At 52.9% G+C, this 13,534-nt stretch carries 13 protein-coding genes and 1 other RNA gene; 8 read left to right on the forward strand and 6 right to left on the reverse strand.

From position 1 onward, the window contains the following. Nucleotides 1-14 precede the first annotated feature (14 nt). The 5 genes from pyk to AACZ64_RS06765 all read right to left on the reverse strand — a co-directional run bounded on the left by pyk (nucleotide 15) and on the right by AACZ64_RS06765 (nucleotide 2,795). Entirely contained in the window at nucleotides 15-1,439 is a 1,425-nt protein-coding gene (gene pyk, locus AACZ64_RS06745) for a pyruvate kinase (RefSeq protein ID WP_293614581.1), read from the reverse strand. Between the two features lie 28 nt (nucleotides 1,440-1,467). Continuing rightward, the gene (locus AACZ64_RS06750) at nucleotides 1,468-2,040 is read right to left on the reverse strand and encodes a 5-formyltetrahydrofolate cyclo-ligase (RefSeq protein WP_293614582.1); all 573 of its coding nucleotides are present in this window, start codon (nucleotides 2,038-2,040) and stop codon (nucleotides 1,468-1,470) included. Between the two features lie 30 nt (nucleotides 2,041-2,070). After that, a non-coding RNA gene (ssrS, locus tag AACZ64_RS06755) (6S RNA) lies at nucleotides 2,071-2,247 on the reverse strand. 24 nt (nucleotides 2,248-2,271) lie between these two features. Continuing rightward, on the reverse strand, nucleotides 2,272-2,583 hold the full coding sequence (locus AACZ64_RS06760; protein ID WP_036858714.1) for a cell division protein ZapA: 312 nt from the start codon (nucleotides 2,581-2,583) through the stop codon (nucleotides 2,272-2,274). Between the two features lie 5 nt (nucleotides 2,584-2,588). Beyond that, complete coding sequence (locus AACZ64_RS06765) at nucleotides 2,589-2,795, reverse strand: TIGR02449 family protein (protein ID WP_339639803.1); 207 nt, start codon at nucleotides 2,793-2,795, stop codon at nucleotides 2,589-2,591. A 180-nt stretch (nucleotides 2,796-2,975) separates the two neighbouring features. Between AACZ64_RS06765 and AACZ64_RS06770 the strand changes: the two genes are divergently transcribed. The 6 genes from AACZ64_RS06770 to AACZ64_RS06795 all read left to right on the forward strand — a co-directional run bounded on the left by AACZ64_RS06770 (nucleotide 2,976) and on the right by AACZ64_RS06795 (nucleotide 9,214). Further along, on the forward strand, nucleotides 2,976-3,548 hold the full coding sequence (locus AACZ64_RS06770; protein WP_339639804.1) for a UPF0149 family protein: 573 nt from the start codon (nucleotides 2,976-2,978) through the stop codon (nucleotides 3,546-3,548). A gap of 41 nt (nucleotides 3,549-3,589) precedes the next feature. Beyond that, nucleotides 3,590-4,903 carry a Xaa-Pro aminopeptidase gene (gene pepP / locus AACZ64_RS06775; protein ID WP_339639805.1) on the forward strand — a complete coding sequence of 438 codons (1,314 nt, stop codon included), beginning with the start codon at nucleotides 3,590-3,592 and terminating at the stop codon, nucleotides 4,901-4,903. Beyond that, complete coding sequence (ubiH, locus tag AACZ64_RS06780; protein ID WP_293614585.1) at nucleotides 4,900-6,183, forward strand: 2-octaprenyl-6-methoxyphenyl hydroxylase; 1,284 nt, start codon at nucleotides 4,900-4,902, stop codon at nucleotides 6,181-6,183. The genes pepP and ubiH overlap by 4 nt, the downstream gene beginning before the upstream one ends. Beyond that, the gene (locus AACZ64_RS06785; protein WP_293614586.1) at nucleotides 6,176-7,414 is read left to right on the forward strand and encodes a UbiH/UbiF/VisC/COQ6 family ubiquinone biosynthesis hydroxylase; all 1,239 of its coding nucleotides are present in this window, start codon (nucleotides 6,176-6,178) and stop codon (nucleotides 7,412-7,414) included. The genes ubiH and AACZ64_RS06785 overlap by 8 nt, the downstream gene beginning before the upstream one ends. 89 nt (nucleotides 7,415-7,503) lie before the next feature. Beyond that, nucleotides 7,504-7,890 (forward strand): glycine cleavage system protein GcvH, encoded by a 387-nt coding sequence (gcvH, locus tag AACZ64_RS06790; RefSeq protein ID WP_036858711.1) that lies wholly within the window; start codon nucleotides 7,504-7,506, stop codon nucleotides 7,888-7,890. 103 nt (nucleotides 7,891-7,993) lie between these two features. Further along, the gene (locus AACZ64_RS06795) at nucleotides 7,994-9,214 is read left to right on the forward strand and encodes a class I SAM-dependent rRNA methyltransferase (protein WP_293614587.1); all 1,221 of its coding nucleotides are present in this window, start codon (nucleotides 7,994-7,996) and stop codon (nucleotides 9,212-9,214) included. A 12-nt stretch (nucleotides 9,215-9,226) separates the two neighbouring features. Here the strand turns inward: AACZ64_RS06795 and hemB are convergent, their stop codons facing one another. Beyond that, the gene (gene hemB, locus AACZ64_RS06800) at nucleotides 9,227-10,240 is read right to left on the reverse strand and encodes a porphobilinogen synthase (RefSeq protein WP_293614588.1); all 1,014 of its coding nucleotides are present in this window, start codon (nucleotides 10,238-10,240) and stop codon (nucleotides 9,227-9,229) included. Nucleotides 10,241-10,701: 461 nt separating this feature from the next. On the opposite strand from hemB, the gene AACZ64_RS06805 reads away from it, so the two are divergent. Both AACZ64_RS06805 and AACZ64_RS06810 read left to right on the forward strand, forming a co-directional pair. Then, complete coding sequence (locus tag AACZ64_RS06805; RefSeq protein ID WP_293614589.1) at nucleotides 10,702-13,011, forward strand: AAA family ATPase; 2,310 nt, start codon at nucleotides 10,702-10,704, stop codon at nucleotides 13,009-13,011. Between the two features lie 222 nt (nucleotides 13,012-13,233). Further along, on the forward strand, nucleotides 13,234-13,476 hold the full coding sequence (locus tag AACZ64_RS06810) for a type II toxin-antitoxin system Phd/YefM family antitoxin (protein WP_095611664.1): 243 nt from the start codon (nucleotides 13,234-13,236) through the stop codon (nucleotides 13,474-13,476). Nucleotides 13,477-13,534: the final 58 nt, after the last annotated feature.

The following is a 13,534-nucleotide window of genomic DNA, read 5'->3' on the forward strand; positions in this document are numbered from 1 at the left end:
CGTCTTGTCTGGTGCTACTCGATAGGCACTTTCAACAAATCGCCCAGTTTTCGGATCTGAATGGCATCAATGCCGGATCCGGCGAGGGCGTCGGAAATAACCACGAGTCGGTCCTCCGGGGTAAACTCGGCCCGCTCAATGAGGATGTTGGCCGCTGTGGCGAGGGTTTTTTCCGGGTCTTCACTGAAGTTGATACGGAAGCTCAGGACGTTGCGGTTCAGTACCAGTTGACGGCGAGTGCGGCTGTCGTTGGTAAAGGCGCAGATAATCGGTGCCTGGGGGTGGCAATTGGTGACATAACCTGCCATGCGTCCCCGGCGGGTGGGCACAATAATGGCTTTGGCTTTGATTGATTCAGCCAGCTTCACGGCGGCGGCGGCAATCTCTTCCTTGTCATTTTTGAGAATCAGGTTATCGGTAAAACGAAGGCCCCGACTGAGTTCGATGGAACGGGCGATACGATCGAGGATCTCCACACATTTAACCGGGTATTTGCCGATGGTAGTCTCGCCGGACAACATGATGGCGTCGGCTTCTTCATAGACGGCATTGGCTACGTCCGTGACCTCGGCGCGGGTGGGCATGGGGTTTTCAATCATGGATTCCAGCATGTGGGTGGCAACGATGACCCGTTTACCTTCCTGGGCGCAGAGACGAATAATGCGCCGTTGCACCCGGGGCAGTTTCTCAATAGCAATCTCCACGCCGAGATCGCCCCGCGCCACCATCAAACCGTCCGACACCTTGATGATTTCCCGGACGTTCTTGACGCCCTCCTGATCCTCGATCTTGGAGATCACCTTGATTTTGTCGGCTTTATCCCCGAGCAGTTGGTGCAGTTGGTGAATATCTTCGGCGTCACGCACGAAAGAGAGCGCAATAAAATCCACCTCCTGTTCGATGGCGAATTCAATATCGCGCTTGTCTTTTTCGGTAATGGCAGGAAGATTTACCCTGATGCCGGGTAAATTCACATGGCGCTTGCTTTTTAGTACGCCACCATCGACGACGCGGCAGCGCATTACGCGATCTTGCTTGCTGAGAACCTCGAGATTGATTAGGCCGTTATCCACAGTAATTTTATCGCCGATCTCCACATCGTCGATCAGGTTTTCATAATTGATGCGAATGGAGCTTGCCTCCACGTCGTCCTCGCCCCGCGCAACCACCGAGATTTCATCGCCCTGCTTCAGGTCGAGTTCATTGTGGATGTCACCGGTGCGAATTTCAGGGCCCTGCGTGTCTATCAGGACGGCAATCGGATGGTGGCGTTTTTTGTTGAGGGTTCGGACTGCCTTGATAACCCTGGCGTGGGATTCATGGTCGCCGTGTGACATATTGAGTCGCACCACGTTCATGCCGGCGTTGGCCAATTGTTCCAGCATGTCGTAGGACTCGGTAACAGGTCCAATAGTACAAATAATTTTGGTTTTGCGCATATCGAAAAGGCTTCTTGACCTGACTGGACTAACGAATCTGAATAATATCCCGTTCGGTAACGATGGCTTGTAATGGGATATCCCAGGGTTGCGGAGCAATACTATCAGTTTCCTGACTGCTGTGGGCTAAACCAATGAATTTGGTCAGCCTGAAACTCTGACTCAGCGTGCGGTCGTAAAAACCACCGCCCATGCCCAGCCGGTTGCCCTGTCGGTCAAAGGCGACCATAGGTAAAAGAACCACATCTATGGCAAGTAGCGGAACGATCCGGTTACGGCGCAGGGGGGGCTCGGCTATACCGAAGCGGTTGGCGGTCAGCGGTTGTCCTGTGCGGTAACGGACAAAGTGCAAACGATTCTGTTTCAGTGGGTGCAATACGGGTAGGTGGCAGGCTTTGCCGGCCGCTTCGGCGATGCCCATCGCTATACCCGGGTCTATTTCGCCGTCATTGGCCAGATAGAAAGCGATGTTCTTGCCGAACAGAAAGACCGGTAACCGACATAATTGCCGGGCAAGTCCGTGACTGGCATCGGCTTGCTGTGGTGCGGACAGCGACTGGCGTTTTTGACGCATCTCTTTACGAATGGCTTTGTTGTCCATCGCTGCTCGGTCTTATTCGGTGTTGATTGGAGGATCCCCGGAAGTGCCGCTGTCAATGTGGCCTTGAACCGTAAAGTTCAAGGTGGTGGGTAACGCAATACTTTAGGCTTTCCGTCACGCGGACTTGCTCACCGTACAGACTGTTACCCTCCAGGTTACAGATTATCGGCTCAAGGACTTGTCGACTGGCAAGCACCCCAGGGCGTTCTGACAGTATAGCTCAGAGAGTCGTTAAAAGGAGGAGGTGGAAGGCTCAAAACTTTCCAGGGCGGAGGAGAGTTTGCGGTCCAGGCGCTGAAAGGCCTCAGCGGAAAGGCTATGGCTAGCGGTTTGGGCTTCCAGTTTGGACAGGTCATAGGTGAGGTTCAATGCCGCCATCACGGCAATACGCTCCAGTCCGATAACGCCACCACTGTTGCGGATTGAGCGCATACGCTCATCCAGTGCTCGGGCAGAGAGCAGCAGGGCATCGCGTTCCTCTGGTGGACAACTGACCTGATATTCCTTGTCGAGGATGCGGATGTTGACAGTCTGCGGGTTCATCCGGTTCAGCCTTCGTTATTGAGGTTTTTGAGTCTGACAATCATGTGCTCAACCCGGCTGCGAGCCAGTTCATTTTTTTCCAGGAGCTTGCTGCGCTCCCTTAAAAGGGTTGATTCACGCTCGCGCAGGGAGAGGTTTTCTTTCTGCAGGCGCGCACAGATATTGATCAGTCGATCAATTTTCTGTTCAAGGGTTTGTAAATCTTCTGACATGGACCCAACCGTGAATATAATTGCAGACCACTATATTGTGCCCTAACACGCCGGTCAATAATCCTTAATAGTGCTTCGAGAAATATTGTCTAGCCTGTTATGGGAACTGGGGTTTTTATTTCTGCGATACGGCGGGATGCTTGGCCTTTCGAAGGGTGGTAGGATTCCCCCTTCATTTGCTTGCCGGAAGTACAGGTGGATATGGACTTTAATGACATTGCCGATGCGTTTTTACGCGCCAATTTGCCGGGTAGCCCTGCCGAGTTGCATGGTCTGTTGTGTGGTCGTATCAGTGGTGGCCAGCATGCCGGGGGAGAAGAATTAATCACCATGGTCTGCCAGTTGCTTGATGTGGTCACGGAGCGAGTGGAGGATCTCGGCGACGTATTGCCGGATCTGCACCTTTTGTCGCTTGAATCGATCAGCAGTGGCACCTATGAGTTTCAACCCTTGCTGCCAGGTGACGAGGTCGAGCTGAATCAGCGCCTGCTGTCATTGGGAGAATGGTGTCAGGGTTTCCTGTTCGGTCTCGGTAGCGCCGGACTTTCCGAAGATGCGACGCTGACCGAGGATATCGCCGATGCGCTGGGTGATCTGGCCGCCATTTCCCAGATCGGAACCCTGGATGAAGAAAGTGAAGAAGACGAGGTCAGTTATACTGAACTGGTCGAATACGTCAGGGTGGCCATACTATTGGTCTATGCGGAGTTGAACAAGAAAGTCGACGACCCCCTATCCCCAACACTTCACTAGATTTTTACCGCCAGGATTCTTTCCGGAGACATCGTAATTATATGATCAGCAAGCAGGAATTTGCCCGCCGCCGCCGGACGCTTATGGAGCTGATGACAGATAACAGCATTGCCGTCATCACCGGCGCTGCCGAGCGCATTCGCAATCGGGATACGCATTACCCCTATCGGCAGGATAGCGATTTTTATTATCTGACCGGTTTTTCGGAGCCCGAGGCTGTGCTAGTACTCATCCCCGGTCGCGAACAGGGCCAGTTCCTCCTGTTTTGCCGGGAGCGCAATCCCGAGCGCGAAATATGGGATGGCTACCGGGCTGGTCCGGAGGGAGCATGCAGCGAATACGGTGCAGACGACGCGTTCCCCATCGACGATATTGACGACATTCTGCCGGGTCTGCTCGAGGGTCGAGAAAAGGTCTATTACGCAATGGGTCGGGATCCCTCTTTCGATCGCCACCTTATGGAGTGGATCAACAGTATCCGTTCCCGCTCGAGGGCCGGGGCCAGTCCGCCGGGGGAGCTTGTCGATCTCGATCATTTTTTACATGAGTTGCGGTTGTTCAAGAGTGCCGGTGAGCAGAAGATCATGCGGGCGGCGGCGAGTATTTCTGCCAGAGCCCATTGCCGCGCCATGCAGGTCTGTCGTCCGGGCATGTACGAGTATCAGTTGCAGGCCGAGATCGAACACGAATTCGCCATGGCCGGTGCCCGCTTCCCGGCCTACAACTCTATCGTCGGTGGAGGTGCCAACGGCTGCATCCTGCACTACGTGGAAAACAGCGCCAAGCTGACCAGTGGTGACCTCGTACTGATCGATGCCGGTTGTGAGCTGGAGCACTACGCCTCTGATATTACCCGCACGTTTCCGGTGAACGGCCGTTTCTCGGCTGAACAGAAAGCGATTTATGACGTGGTATTGCAGGCACAGCTTGAAGCCATCGAAGCATGCAAGCCGGGCAATCACTGGAATGAACCCCACCAGACCACGGTGAGAGTCATCACTGACGGTCTGGTTGAGCTGGGTATTCTCGATGGCGAGCGGAATGAGTTGGTTGAAACCGGCGCTTATCGCGACTTCTATATGCACCGCGCCGGCCATTGGCTGGGTATGGATGTCCACGATGTGGGCGATTACAAGGTGCACGATGAATGGCGCTTGCTGGAGTCCGGGATGGCTCTGACCGTCGAGCCCGGTATTTATATTGCCAGGGATAATACCCGGGTCGATGAACGCTGGCGGGGCATTGGCATACGCATTGAAGATGACATCCTGTTGAGTGGTTCGGGCGCGGTAGTGCTGAGCGCCGATGCGCCCAAGACAACCAGTGATATTGAAACCCTGATGGCCGGCAAATGACCGGCCGCGCTGCCTCCGAATCTGCGGTGGATATCGCTATTGTCGGCGGTGGCATGGTGGGGGTCAGTCTGGCATTGCTACTGTCCCATCTGAGGTTAGGCTGGCGCATCCGGATCATTGAATCCTTTCCCCTGCAAAGCAATGCAGCCCTGCCGCCGAGTTTCGACGGGCGCTCTACAGCGCTTTCTCACAGCAGCCGGGAGATTTTTGAGTTGCTGGGGCTCTGGCAATCGTTGGATGAAGGTCTCACCGAGATCCGTCAAGTACACGTTTCCGATCGGGGCCATTTTGGCAGGACGCGGCTCACGGCTGCCGAACAGAACCTGCCCGCGCTGGGTTATGTGGTCGAGAACCGCCAGCTGGGCGACGTATTGATGGCTGCGCTGCAGCGGGCGCCGGATGTCGAGTTGACGGCACCGGCTCAGGTCGCGGCTGTCAGCCCGTCGAGTGGCGGTATGCAGTTGCAGGTTTCCTCCGATGGCACGGATGCCGTAGAGATGATCAGTGCCGATCTGCTGGTAGTGGCCGATGGTGCGCAATCCCAAACCCGTCAACGGTTGGCGATTGATTCCCGGTGCAAGGATTATGGGCAGGCTGCCGTGGTCGCCAATATCGGGTTGCAGCTGGATCATGGCGGCATCGCCTATGAGCGCTTTACCGATCTTGGCCCGATGGCCATGTTGCCACTGCAGCCAATGGCCGGAGAGCACCGCTGTGCAATGGTCTGGACCATGCCGCCAGAGCAGGCGGCTGAATTGCTGGCGGCCGATGAGGCGGAATTTCTCGCCCGGTTACAGCAGCGGTTTGGCTATCGGCTGGGCCCCTTTGTCCGGGTGGGAAGTCGGCAGGTGTATCCCCTGAGTCTGATCACCAGTGAAGAACAGGTGCGCAGGCATCTGGTTGTGGTCGGCAATGCTGCGCATTCTTTGCATCCGGTGGCGGGGCAGGGATTCAACCTTGCCCTGCGCGATGTGGCTGTGCTGGCGGAGACACTGGGTGAGGCAGCGGAAAACCACCAGACCCCGGGAGAGTTGAGCGTGCTGCAACAGTACCTTCAGCGGCAGCAACTGGACCAGCAACAGACCATTTTACTGAGCGATTTACTCCCCCGGGTGTTCGGCATGCATTCCATCCCGATGGCGTTGTTGCGCAACACCGGTTTGCTGGCACTGGATACGGTGCCGCTGCTGCGCCATCAATTTACCCGGCTCGGTATGGGGCTGGAGACCCGGGGAACGCCCATGTTGGGGACTGTGTTAGGAAATACCAACGGTGGCTGAAAAAGAGCGGGTGACCGAAAAGTCGTTTGATATTGTCGTCGTGGGTGCCGGCATGGTCGGTGCCAGTCTGGCCGTGCTTATCGCCGGGTCCAGTTGGGGACAATCACTGCGCATCGGGGTTCTGGAAGCGCGTCCCTTTGCGATGCCCGACCTTTCGAGCAGCTTTGATCCACGGGTCGTGGCGCTGACGGAATCCTCCCGACAATTGTTCGATCAAATGGGTGTTTGGTCGTCGATCGCGGCGCAGCGTGTCTGCGCCTACCATCGTATGGAAATCTGGGAAGCCGATGGCACCGGTCATATCGAGTTTGACTGCGCCGATGTGCGTCAGCCCAATCTGGGCCATATTGTGGAAAATGCACTGATCGTCGGGGCGCTGCTGCAACGGTTGGAGGACATGCCCAATGTGGAGCTGTTGTGCCCTGCGGTGGTCGAGGACCTGAACATTGCCGGCAGTGATTCTGACATGGCCGTTCTGACCCTGACGGACGGCCGGTCCATCAGTGCCGGGCTGGTGGCTGCAGCCGATGGTGCGAATTCCGGTATTCGCAGGTTGTGTGGTCTGAAGCTCAGGCAGTGGGATTATGGCCATCATGCGATTGTGACAACGGTAGCCACAGAAAAGAGCCATGGCCATACGGCAAGACAGCGTTTTCTGCCAGCCGGGCCACTGGCGTTTCTGCCACTGTTGGGCGACGGGGGTGACACTCGACATTGCTCCATTGTCTGGTCTCAACAAACCCCGGTGGCGGAGTCGCTGATGGCGCTCGATGACACGGGGTTTTGTCAGGCTCTCGGTCAGGCGGCAGACCATTGTCTGGGCGAAGTGGTTGCTGCCGATCGCCGTTACTGCATCCCGCTTTGGCAGCGCCATGCGGTCGATTACACGGTTCCCGGTGTCGCCCTGCTGGGAGACGCGGCCCACAGTATTCATCCCCTGGCGGGGCAGGGCGTCAATCTGGGTCTACAGGATGCGGCTGTGCTGGCAGAGGAAGTGCAGCGGGCATTGCAGCGAGGGCTGCCCCCCGGCGACCGATTGGCACTGGCACGCTACCAGCGCCGCCGCAAGCCACAGAATCTGGCGATGATGGCCGCGATGGAAGGTTTCAAACGTCTGTTTGAATCTGACAAGCTGCCGTTGCGACTGCTGCGCAATGACGGCATGGCCCTGTTTAACGGTGCTGGACCATTGAAAAAGCAGTTGATCCGGCAGGCTATGGGCCTGACATAGTGAGTTCGGCTGATTCGGTACTTCTGTTTGCGCTCGATCGGGTTTAGAATCGCCGACAGTTTTAGATCGTCAATATCGAGGAGATCACCATGAGCGAGACACCCGGGGACCTGAAATATGCTCCTACCCATGAATGGGCACGTGATGAGGGCGATGGCACTGTAACCGTTGGGATTACCCAGCATGCACAGGACAGCCTGGGTGACGTGGTTTATGTGGAACTGCCCGAGATTGGTGCTGTGCTGGTGGCGGGTGATGACGCCGGGGTTGTCGAGTCAGTAAAAGCGGCCTCGGATATTTATGCCCCGGTTTCCGGTGAGGTGATTGCCATTAATGAGCTTCTCGAGAATGCCCCCGAAACGATCAACGATTCGCCCTATGACGACGGCTGGTTCTTCAAGCTCAAAATGTCTGACCCCGATGAGCTGGAAGATCTGCTCGACGCCGACAGTTATCAGGATCTGGCCAGCGATTAGTAAAGTCGATTAGCAGGATCAAGGCGGTTCAGTTTCCGCCACGCAGAGCTGCCAGGTGGCAGCTCTTTTTGTTTGTAGCTTTACCTTTTTTTTGGAGTTAGCCATGTCAGTTGAATCGCCCGTCGAGCAAACCCCGGTAGCCAGTTTGCGCCTCAAGACCGGTGCAGACCGTCGGTTGCGCGCGGGCCACCTGTGGATATATAGCAATGAGGTGAACACTGATATGACACCGCTGAAAGGCCTTTCGGCTGGTGCGGTTGTCGTTGTCGAAGATGCCAGGGGGCATTTTGTTGGCATGGCCTCGGTGAATCCGTCTACCCTGATCTGCGCCCGGCTGTATTCTCTGGAGCAGGGCTGCCAGCTCGACCGCAACCTGATTGTGCTGCGCCTAAGGCAGGCCATGAAGCTGCGTGAACAGTGTTTCGATAAGCCCTTTTATCGGGCGATCTTTGGTGATTCCGACCTTCTGCCCGGTCTGGTTGTCGATCGGTTTGGCGATTATCTGTCGGTACAGCTGACCACGGCGGCGATGGACAGCCGGCGGAATGAGGTGATTGAGGCGCTGGATGAAGTGTTTTCTCCGGCGGGTATCCTGCTGCGCAACCAGGGCTCTTTTCGCACCATGGAAGGTTTGCCGGAGTACGTGGAGGTCGTGGCCGGAGACATCCCTGAACGGGTGGAGTTGGAGGAAAACGGTGTTCGCTTTATGGCGCCGCTGCTCACCGGTCAAAAAACCGGCTGGTTTTACGATCATCGGGAAAACCGCCAGCGCCTGCAGCATTTTGCAAAAGACAAGTCAGTGCTGGATGTCTACAGCTATGTCGGAGGTTGGGGTGTTCAGGCGGCGGTCGCCGGGGCCAGTTCGGTCACCTGTATCGACGTGTCGGGCGATGCTCTGGCTCTGGCGCAGGAGAACGCGGTACTCAATGATTACCGGGGCGAGTTTACCACCCTGCAGGGCAAGGCCAATGACCTAATGAAATCCGTGCTGGATCAGGGGCGTACCTACGACCTGGTGGTGCTGGATCCCCCGGCTTTTATTAAGCGGCGCAAGGATCAGCGTCAGGGTGAAAAGGCCTATCATCAGATCAACCAGTTGGCGCTCAGACTATTGGCCCCGGGCGGCACACTGGTTTCCGCCTCCTGTTCCATGCATTTGTCGCGTGAAGCGCTGATGGATGTGGTGAAAACAGCGGCGGCTCACCGGCATCGCCAGCTGCAGGTTTTCGCACAGGGCGGGCAGGGTCCCGATCATCCGGTGCATCCGGCCATTGCGGAAACCAGCTATCTGAAAGCAATTTTTGCCCGGGATATTGCCGGTTGAAAGGTGCGCTGGCTAGTCGTTCAGCAGGCGGGCGGCTTCCATCGCAAAATAGCTGAGTACGCCATCGGCACCGGCGCGCTTGAAGCACAACAGTGATTCGAGAATGATCTGCTCGCGATTCAGCCAGCCGTTCTGGAACGCCGCCACATGCATGGCGTATTCGCCACTCACCTGATACACAAAGGTGGGGGCTTTCAATTCATCCTTCACCCGGCGCACCACGTCCAGATAGGGCATGCCCGGTTTCACCATGATCATGTCCGCGCCCTCTTGCAAATCGAGGGCGCATTCGTGCAGCGCCTCGTCGCTGTTGGCCGGGTCCATCTGATAGGTTTTTTTGTCGCCGCCCTTGATATTGCCCGCTGAGCCAACCGCGTCCCGGAATGGACCGTAGTAACTGGACGCATATTTGGCCGAGTAAGCCATGATGCGGGTATTCACATGCCCGGCCTGTTCCAGTGCTGCCCGCACCGAACCAATGCGACCGTCCATCATGTCCGAGGGTGCTACGACATCGGCACCGGCGGCGGCGTGGGACAGGGCCTGTTTCACCAGCGTCTCCACGGTAATGTCGTTCAACACATAGCCGCTCTGGTCATCGATAATGCCGTCCTGGCCGTGCACCGTAAACGGGTCCAGCGCCACATCGGTCATCACCCCCAGTTCCGGCACAGCATCCTTGATGGCTTTCACCGCCCGCTGGGCCAGACCATCCGGGTTGTAGGCTTCCTCCGCCAGCAGACTCTTGGCGGACTGCGGCGTCACCGGGAACAGCGCAATGGCGGGAATGCCGAGGTTCGCAATTTCCCGCGCCTGTTTCACCAGCAGATCGATGGACAGCCGCTCGATGCCGGGCATCGAGCCCACCGCCTCGCGCTGGCCGGCACCCTCCAGCACAAACACCGGGTAAATCAGATCATTGGGGGTCAGCACCGACTCCCGCACCAGACGGCGGGAGAAATCGTCGACGCGGTTGCGACGCAGGCGGGTGGCGGGAAAGGGTCCGCGATTATGGCTGAAACTCATGGAGGCTCCGGATTCAGATAAGCGTGAAGATGATAGGTGGGATGGGACGGTTAATCAATTTGTTGGTGGCTGGGGCCACTAACAGCGGTTGCGACTACAGGACCGCAGTGAAATACTTGTGGCACTAGTGAAGGCCAGTCGGCCAAATTGCTGCATGCGGGAAGCAACCAAAACCAAAGGAAGGGTAATGGCGATATTGCAAAAATATCATTTCGAGTCGGTAGCGGATTCAGCCTGCCAGCTTTTTTTGTCCAGCAAACCAAACGCGGCCTTGATAACAGATTTTGGACATCTGATGGTGTATAGATTGTTATGAAAGTCAACGTGTTACGGAAGACTGTGGGTGCAAGCGTAATATATTACAGTGGCCGCCTTTTAATAATTATTATGAGGCCGAAGGCCTCATTAACAAACTTTTATACGCCCATCTAGCATTGGGTGATTTCTAGGTCAGGGATGTTATGGCAATAAAGAATATACAAAAACTAAAGCGGTTCGGTATCTTTCATAATCACACGAACGCTAATGCCAAGGATTTTGGAAAATACAATCTGTTTTATGGCTGGAACGGTAGCGGTAAATCTACGCTTTCAGGTATATTCAGGTGCATCGAGAACAAAGCTAACTCAGAAAAATTCCCTTCTTCTGAATTGACAGTAGGTATTGACGCCGGCACCGCAATCACACAAGAAAACATCGCTGAATCTGACCTGAACGTATACACCTTCAATCAAAACTTCATTGACGAAAATATTTCATGGGATAGCGTTGTCAAAAGTATTTTGCTTGTAGACAAAGCCAAAATTGAAGAACACGAAAAGCTGGAAGAACTGAAGAAGACGCAAAAGACCGATTCCGAAGCGCATAGCAAAGAAGCAGAAAAAATAAAAAACTTGGAAGGTGCCATTTCAAAATTTGGAACTGATAGTGCTCGTCGCTTGAAAATGAGCCTCCAATCTATTGATACGTCTGATAGTCATTATCTTAATTATAATAAAACAAAGTTCGAAGCATTTATCACCGCAAACCGTCAAGCAATGAAAACAGACGCCCCGCTTCTTGATGAAGAGAAAATTATCCAATTAACCAATGCGGCTAAACCAAATCAAAAGAACCCTGCCAGTTTCATCCAACAGACCATAAGTCAGGAAACTTTTATCAAGGCGAAAGAACGCCTTGATAACCTTCTAAAGACCAGTGTAGTCAGCAAAACTATTCAACGGCTTGTTGGACATGGAGATATAAAATCTTGGGTGGAAACCGGCCTTGAAATTCACAAGCGCCACGATACAAACCAATGTGAATTTTGTGGTAATAATATCACCGAAGAACGGGCCAAACAGCTTGAAGCCCATTTCAATGAAGATTACAAAGCCTTCCAAGATCGGCTTGTAAAGGCTGATAGCTGGCTTGCTGGTCAATACGTACAAGCCCCAATGCTTCCAGCGGTAAGTGACTTTTACGAAGAACTTAAAAAGGAATACAGTGAAGCCTGTGTAGCTTTGGATAAAGCTACTATAAACCTGAACGAAGAAATATCAGCTTGGCACACTGCCCTGAAGGAAAAGACTGCAAACCCGCTTGAAACAGGTCTTGCGGTCGAAGCTATCAAAGAATCTTCAATAAAGGCTTTCAACAATGCCATGGCCGCTATTAGCGCAAGTGTTGGAAAGCACAATCACAAGTCAGCCAACTTCAAAGAAGAAACAGACAAAGCCAAGAAACAGCTTGAACTTCACTATGCCACCACTGAAATCAAGGATTTTGGCTATCATGACAAGAAAAGCGAAGTTGCAAAACGTGCAACCGCAAACAATACGTTAAAAACAACCATAAATAACCGAAATATCGAAATTCGAACCCTTGAAGAGTCACTATCAAATGAAGGTCTTGGCGCTGATCAGTTTAACGAATCACTTCACAAGTTCCTTGGTCGCAGTGAATTAACCCTTCATTTCAACCCGGTAAAAAAAGGTTATGAATTACTTCGAAATGATTCTGATCTGGTAGAAGGGAATTTGAGTGAAGGTGAGAAAACCGCCATTGCGTTTGTTTACTTTATCACTAAGCTAAAAGAAAACGATAACAAGATGGAAGACACTATTGTTGTAGTCGATGATCCAGTATCAAGTTTTGATTCGAATCACCTGTTTCATGCATATTCGTTCCTTAGAAGTAATTGTGATACAGCAAAACAGTTATTTGTATTTACACACAACTTCACCTACTTCAAATTGATTCGAGATTGGTTCGAAGGAATAAACCGTAATAGGAGAAGAAGAAACCCACCTAAAGACCAGAATGCGTTCTTTTATACAATTGAAGCATCAACAGCTATTCCTCGTCATTCAACATTTAAAGACGCTGATTCCAGCTTGGTGAATTACAATTCAGAATACCACTACATTTTTTCAAGGCTTCATGCATATAGAGACAGCCCTGCATTATCACGAGACGAAGCATTCTTGACAGCAAATCTTGCGAGAAAATTGCTTGAATCCTTCTTTAGTTTCAAGTTTCCAAAGTATCGAAGTGATATTGCCCAGTTAATGGATCGTGGTCTAAAAAATTGTGAAGTTACGGATGAAGCAACAAAAGAAAAAATCTACCGATTCATCAATAAATATTCTCATAGTGTTGTGATAGAGATTAACGAGGATTCGGCGGAAAACCTTGTTGGTGAAAGTCAAAATGTAATTGGTGATATTTTTACTTGGCTTCAAGAGGTCGATGAAGTTCATTACAACGAAATGGTAGAAGTTGTTAAATGATTAGTGATAAAGCGAAAATAATTGGGGTTAGATAAGACTTTTTAAACAAAGGTAAATAAAGATGTCGTAACGAATATTTTTTAACCATTTTCACCGCTAGGCTGATCAAGATTTATTCACTCCAACCCCTTTGGTCTCAAGCGTTATACAAAACGTTCGTCTTGACGTACGTACCTAAAGACGTACAATTCGGTTAAAAGTTAAACACACAAGAGGTGCGTCATGACCGGAATCACTGCAACTGAGGCGCGTAGCAACCTTTACCGGTTGATTGATGAAACAGCTGAATCTCATCAACCAATCGTCATCATGGGTAAGCGGAACAAAGCCGTGCTGGTTTCCGAGGAAGACTGGTCGGCCATTCAGGAAACACTCTACCTGCTCTCCGTACCTGGTATGCGGGAGTCTATTCGTGAGGGGATGGAGACCCCCGTGGATGAATGCGATGAGGAGTTGGACTGGTGACATGGAAGTTGGTTTACACCAAGCAAGCCCAGAAAGATGCAAAGAAGTTGGCCTCCAG

This window comes from uncultured Porticoccus sp., assembly GCF_963975625.1.
GTDB lineage: Bacteria > Pseudomonadota > Gammaproteobacteria > Pseudomonadales > Porticoccaceae > Porticoccus.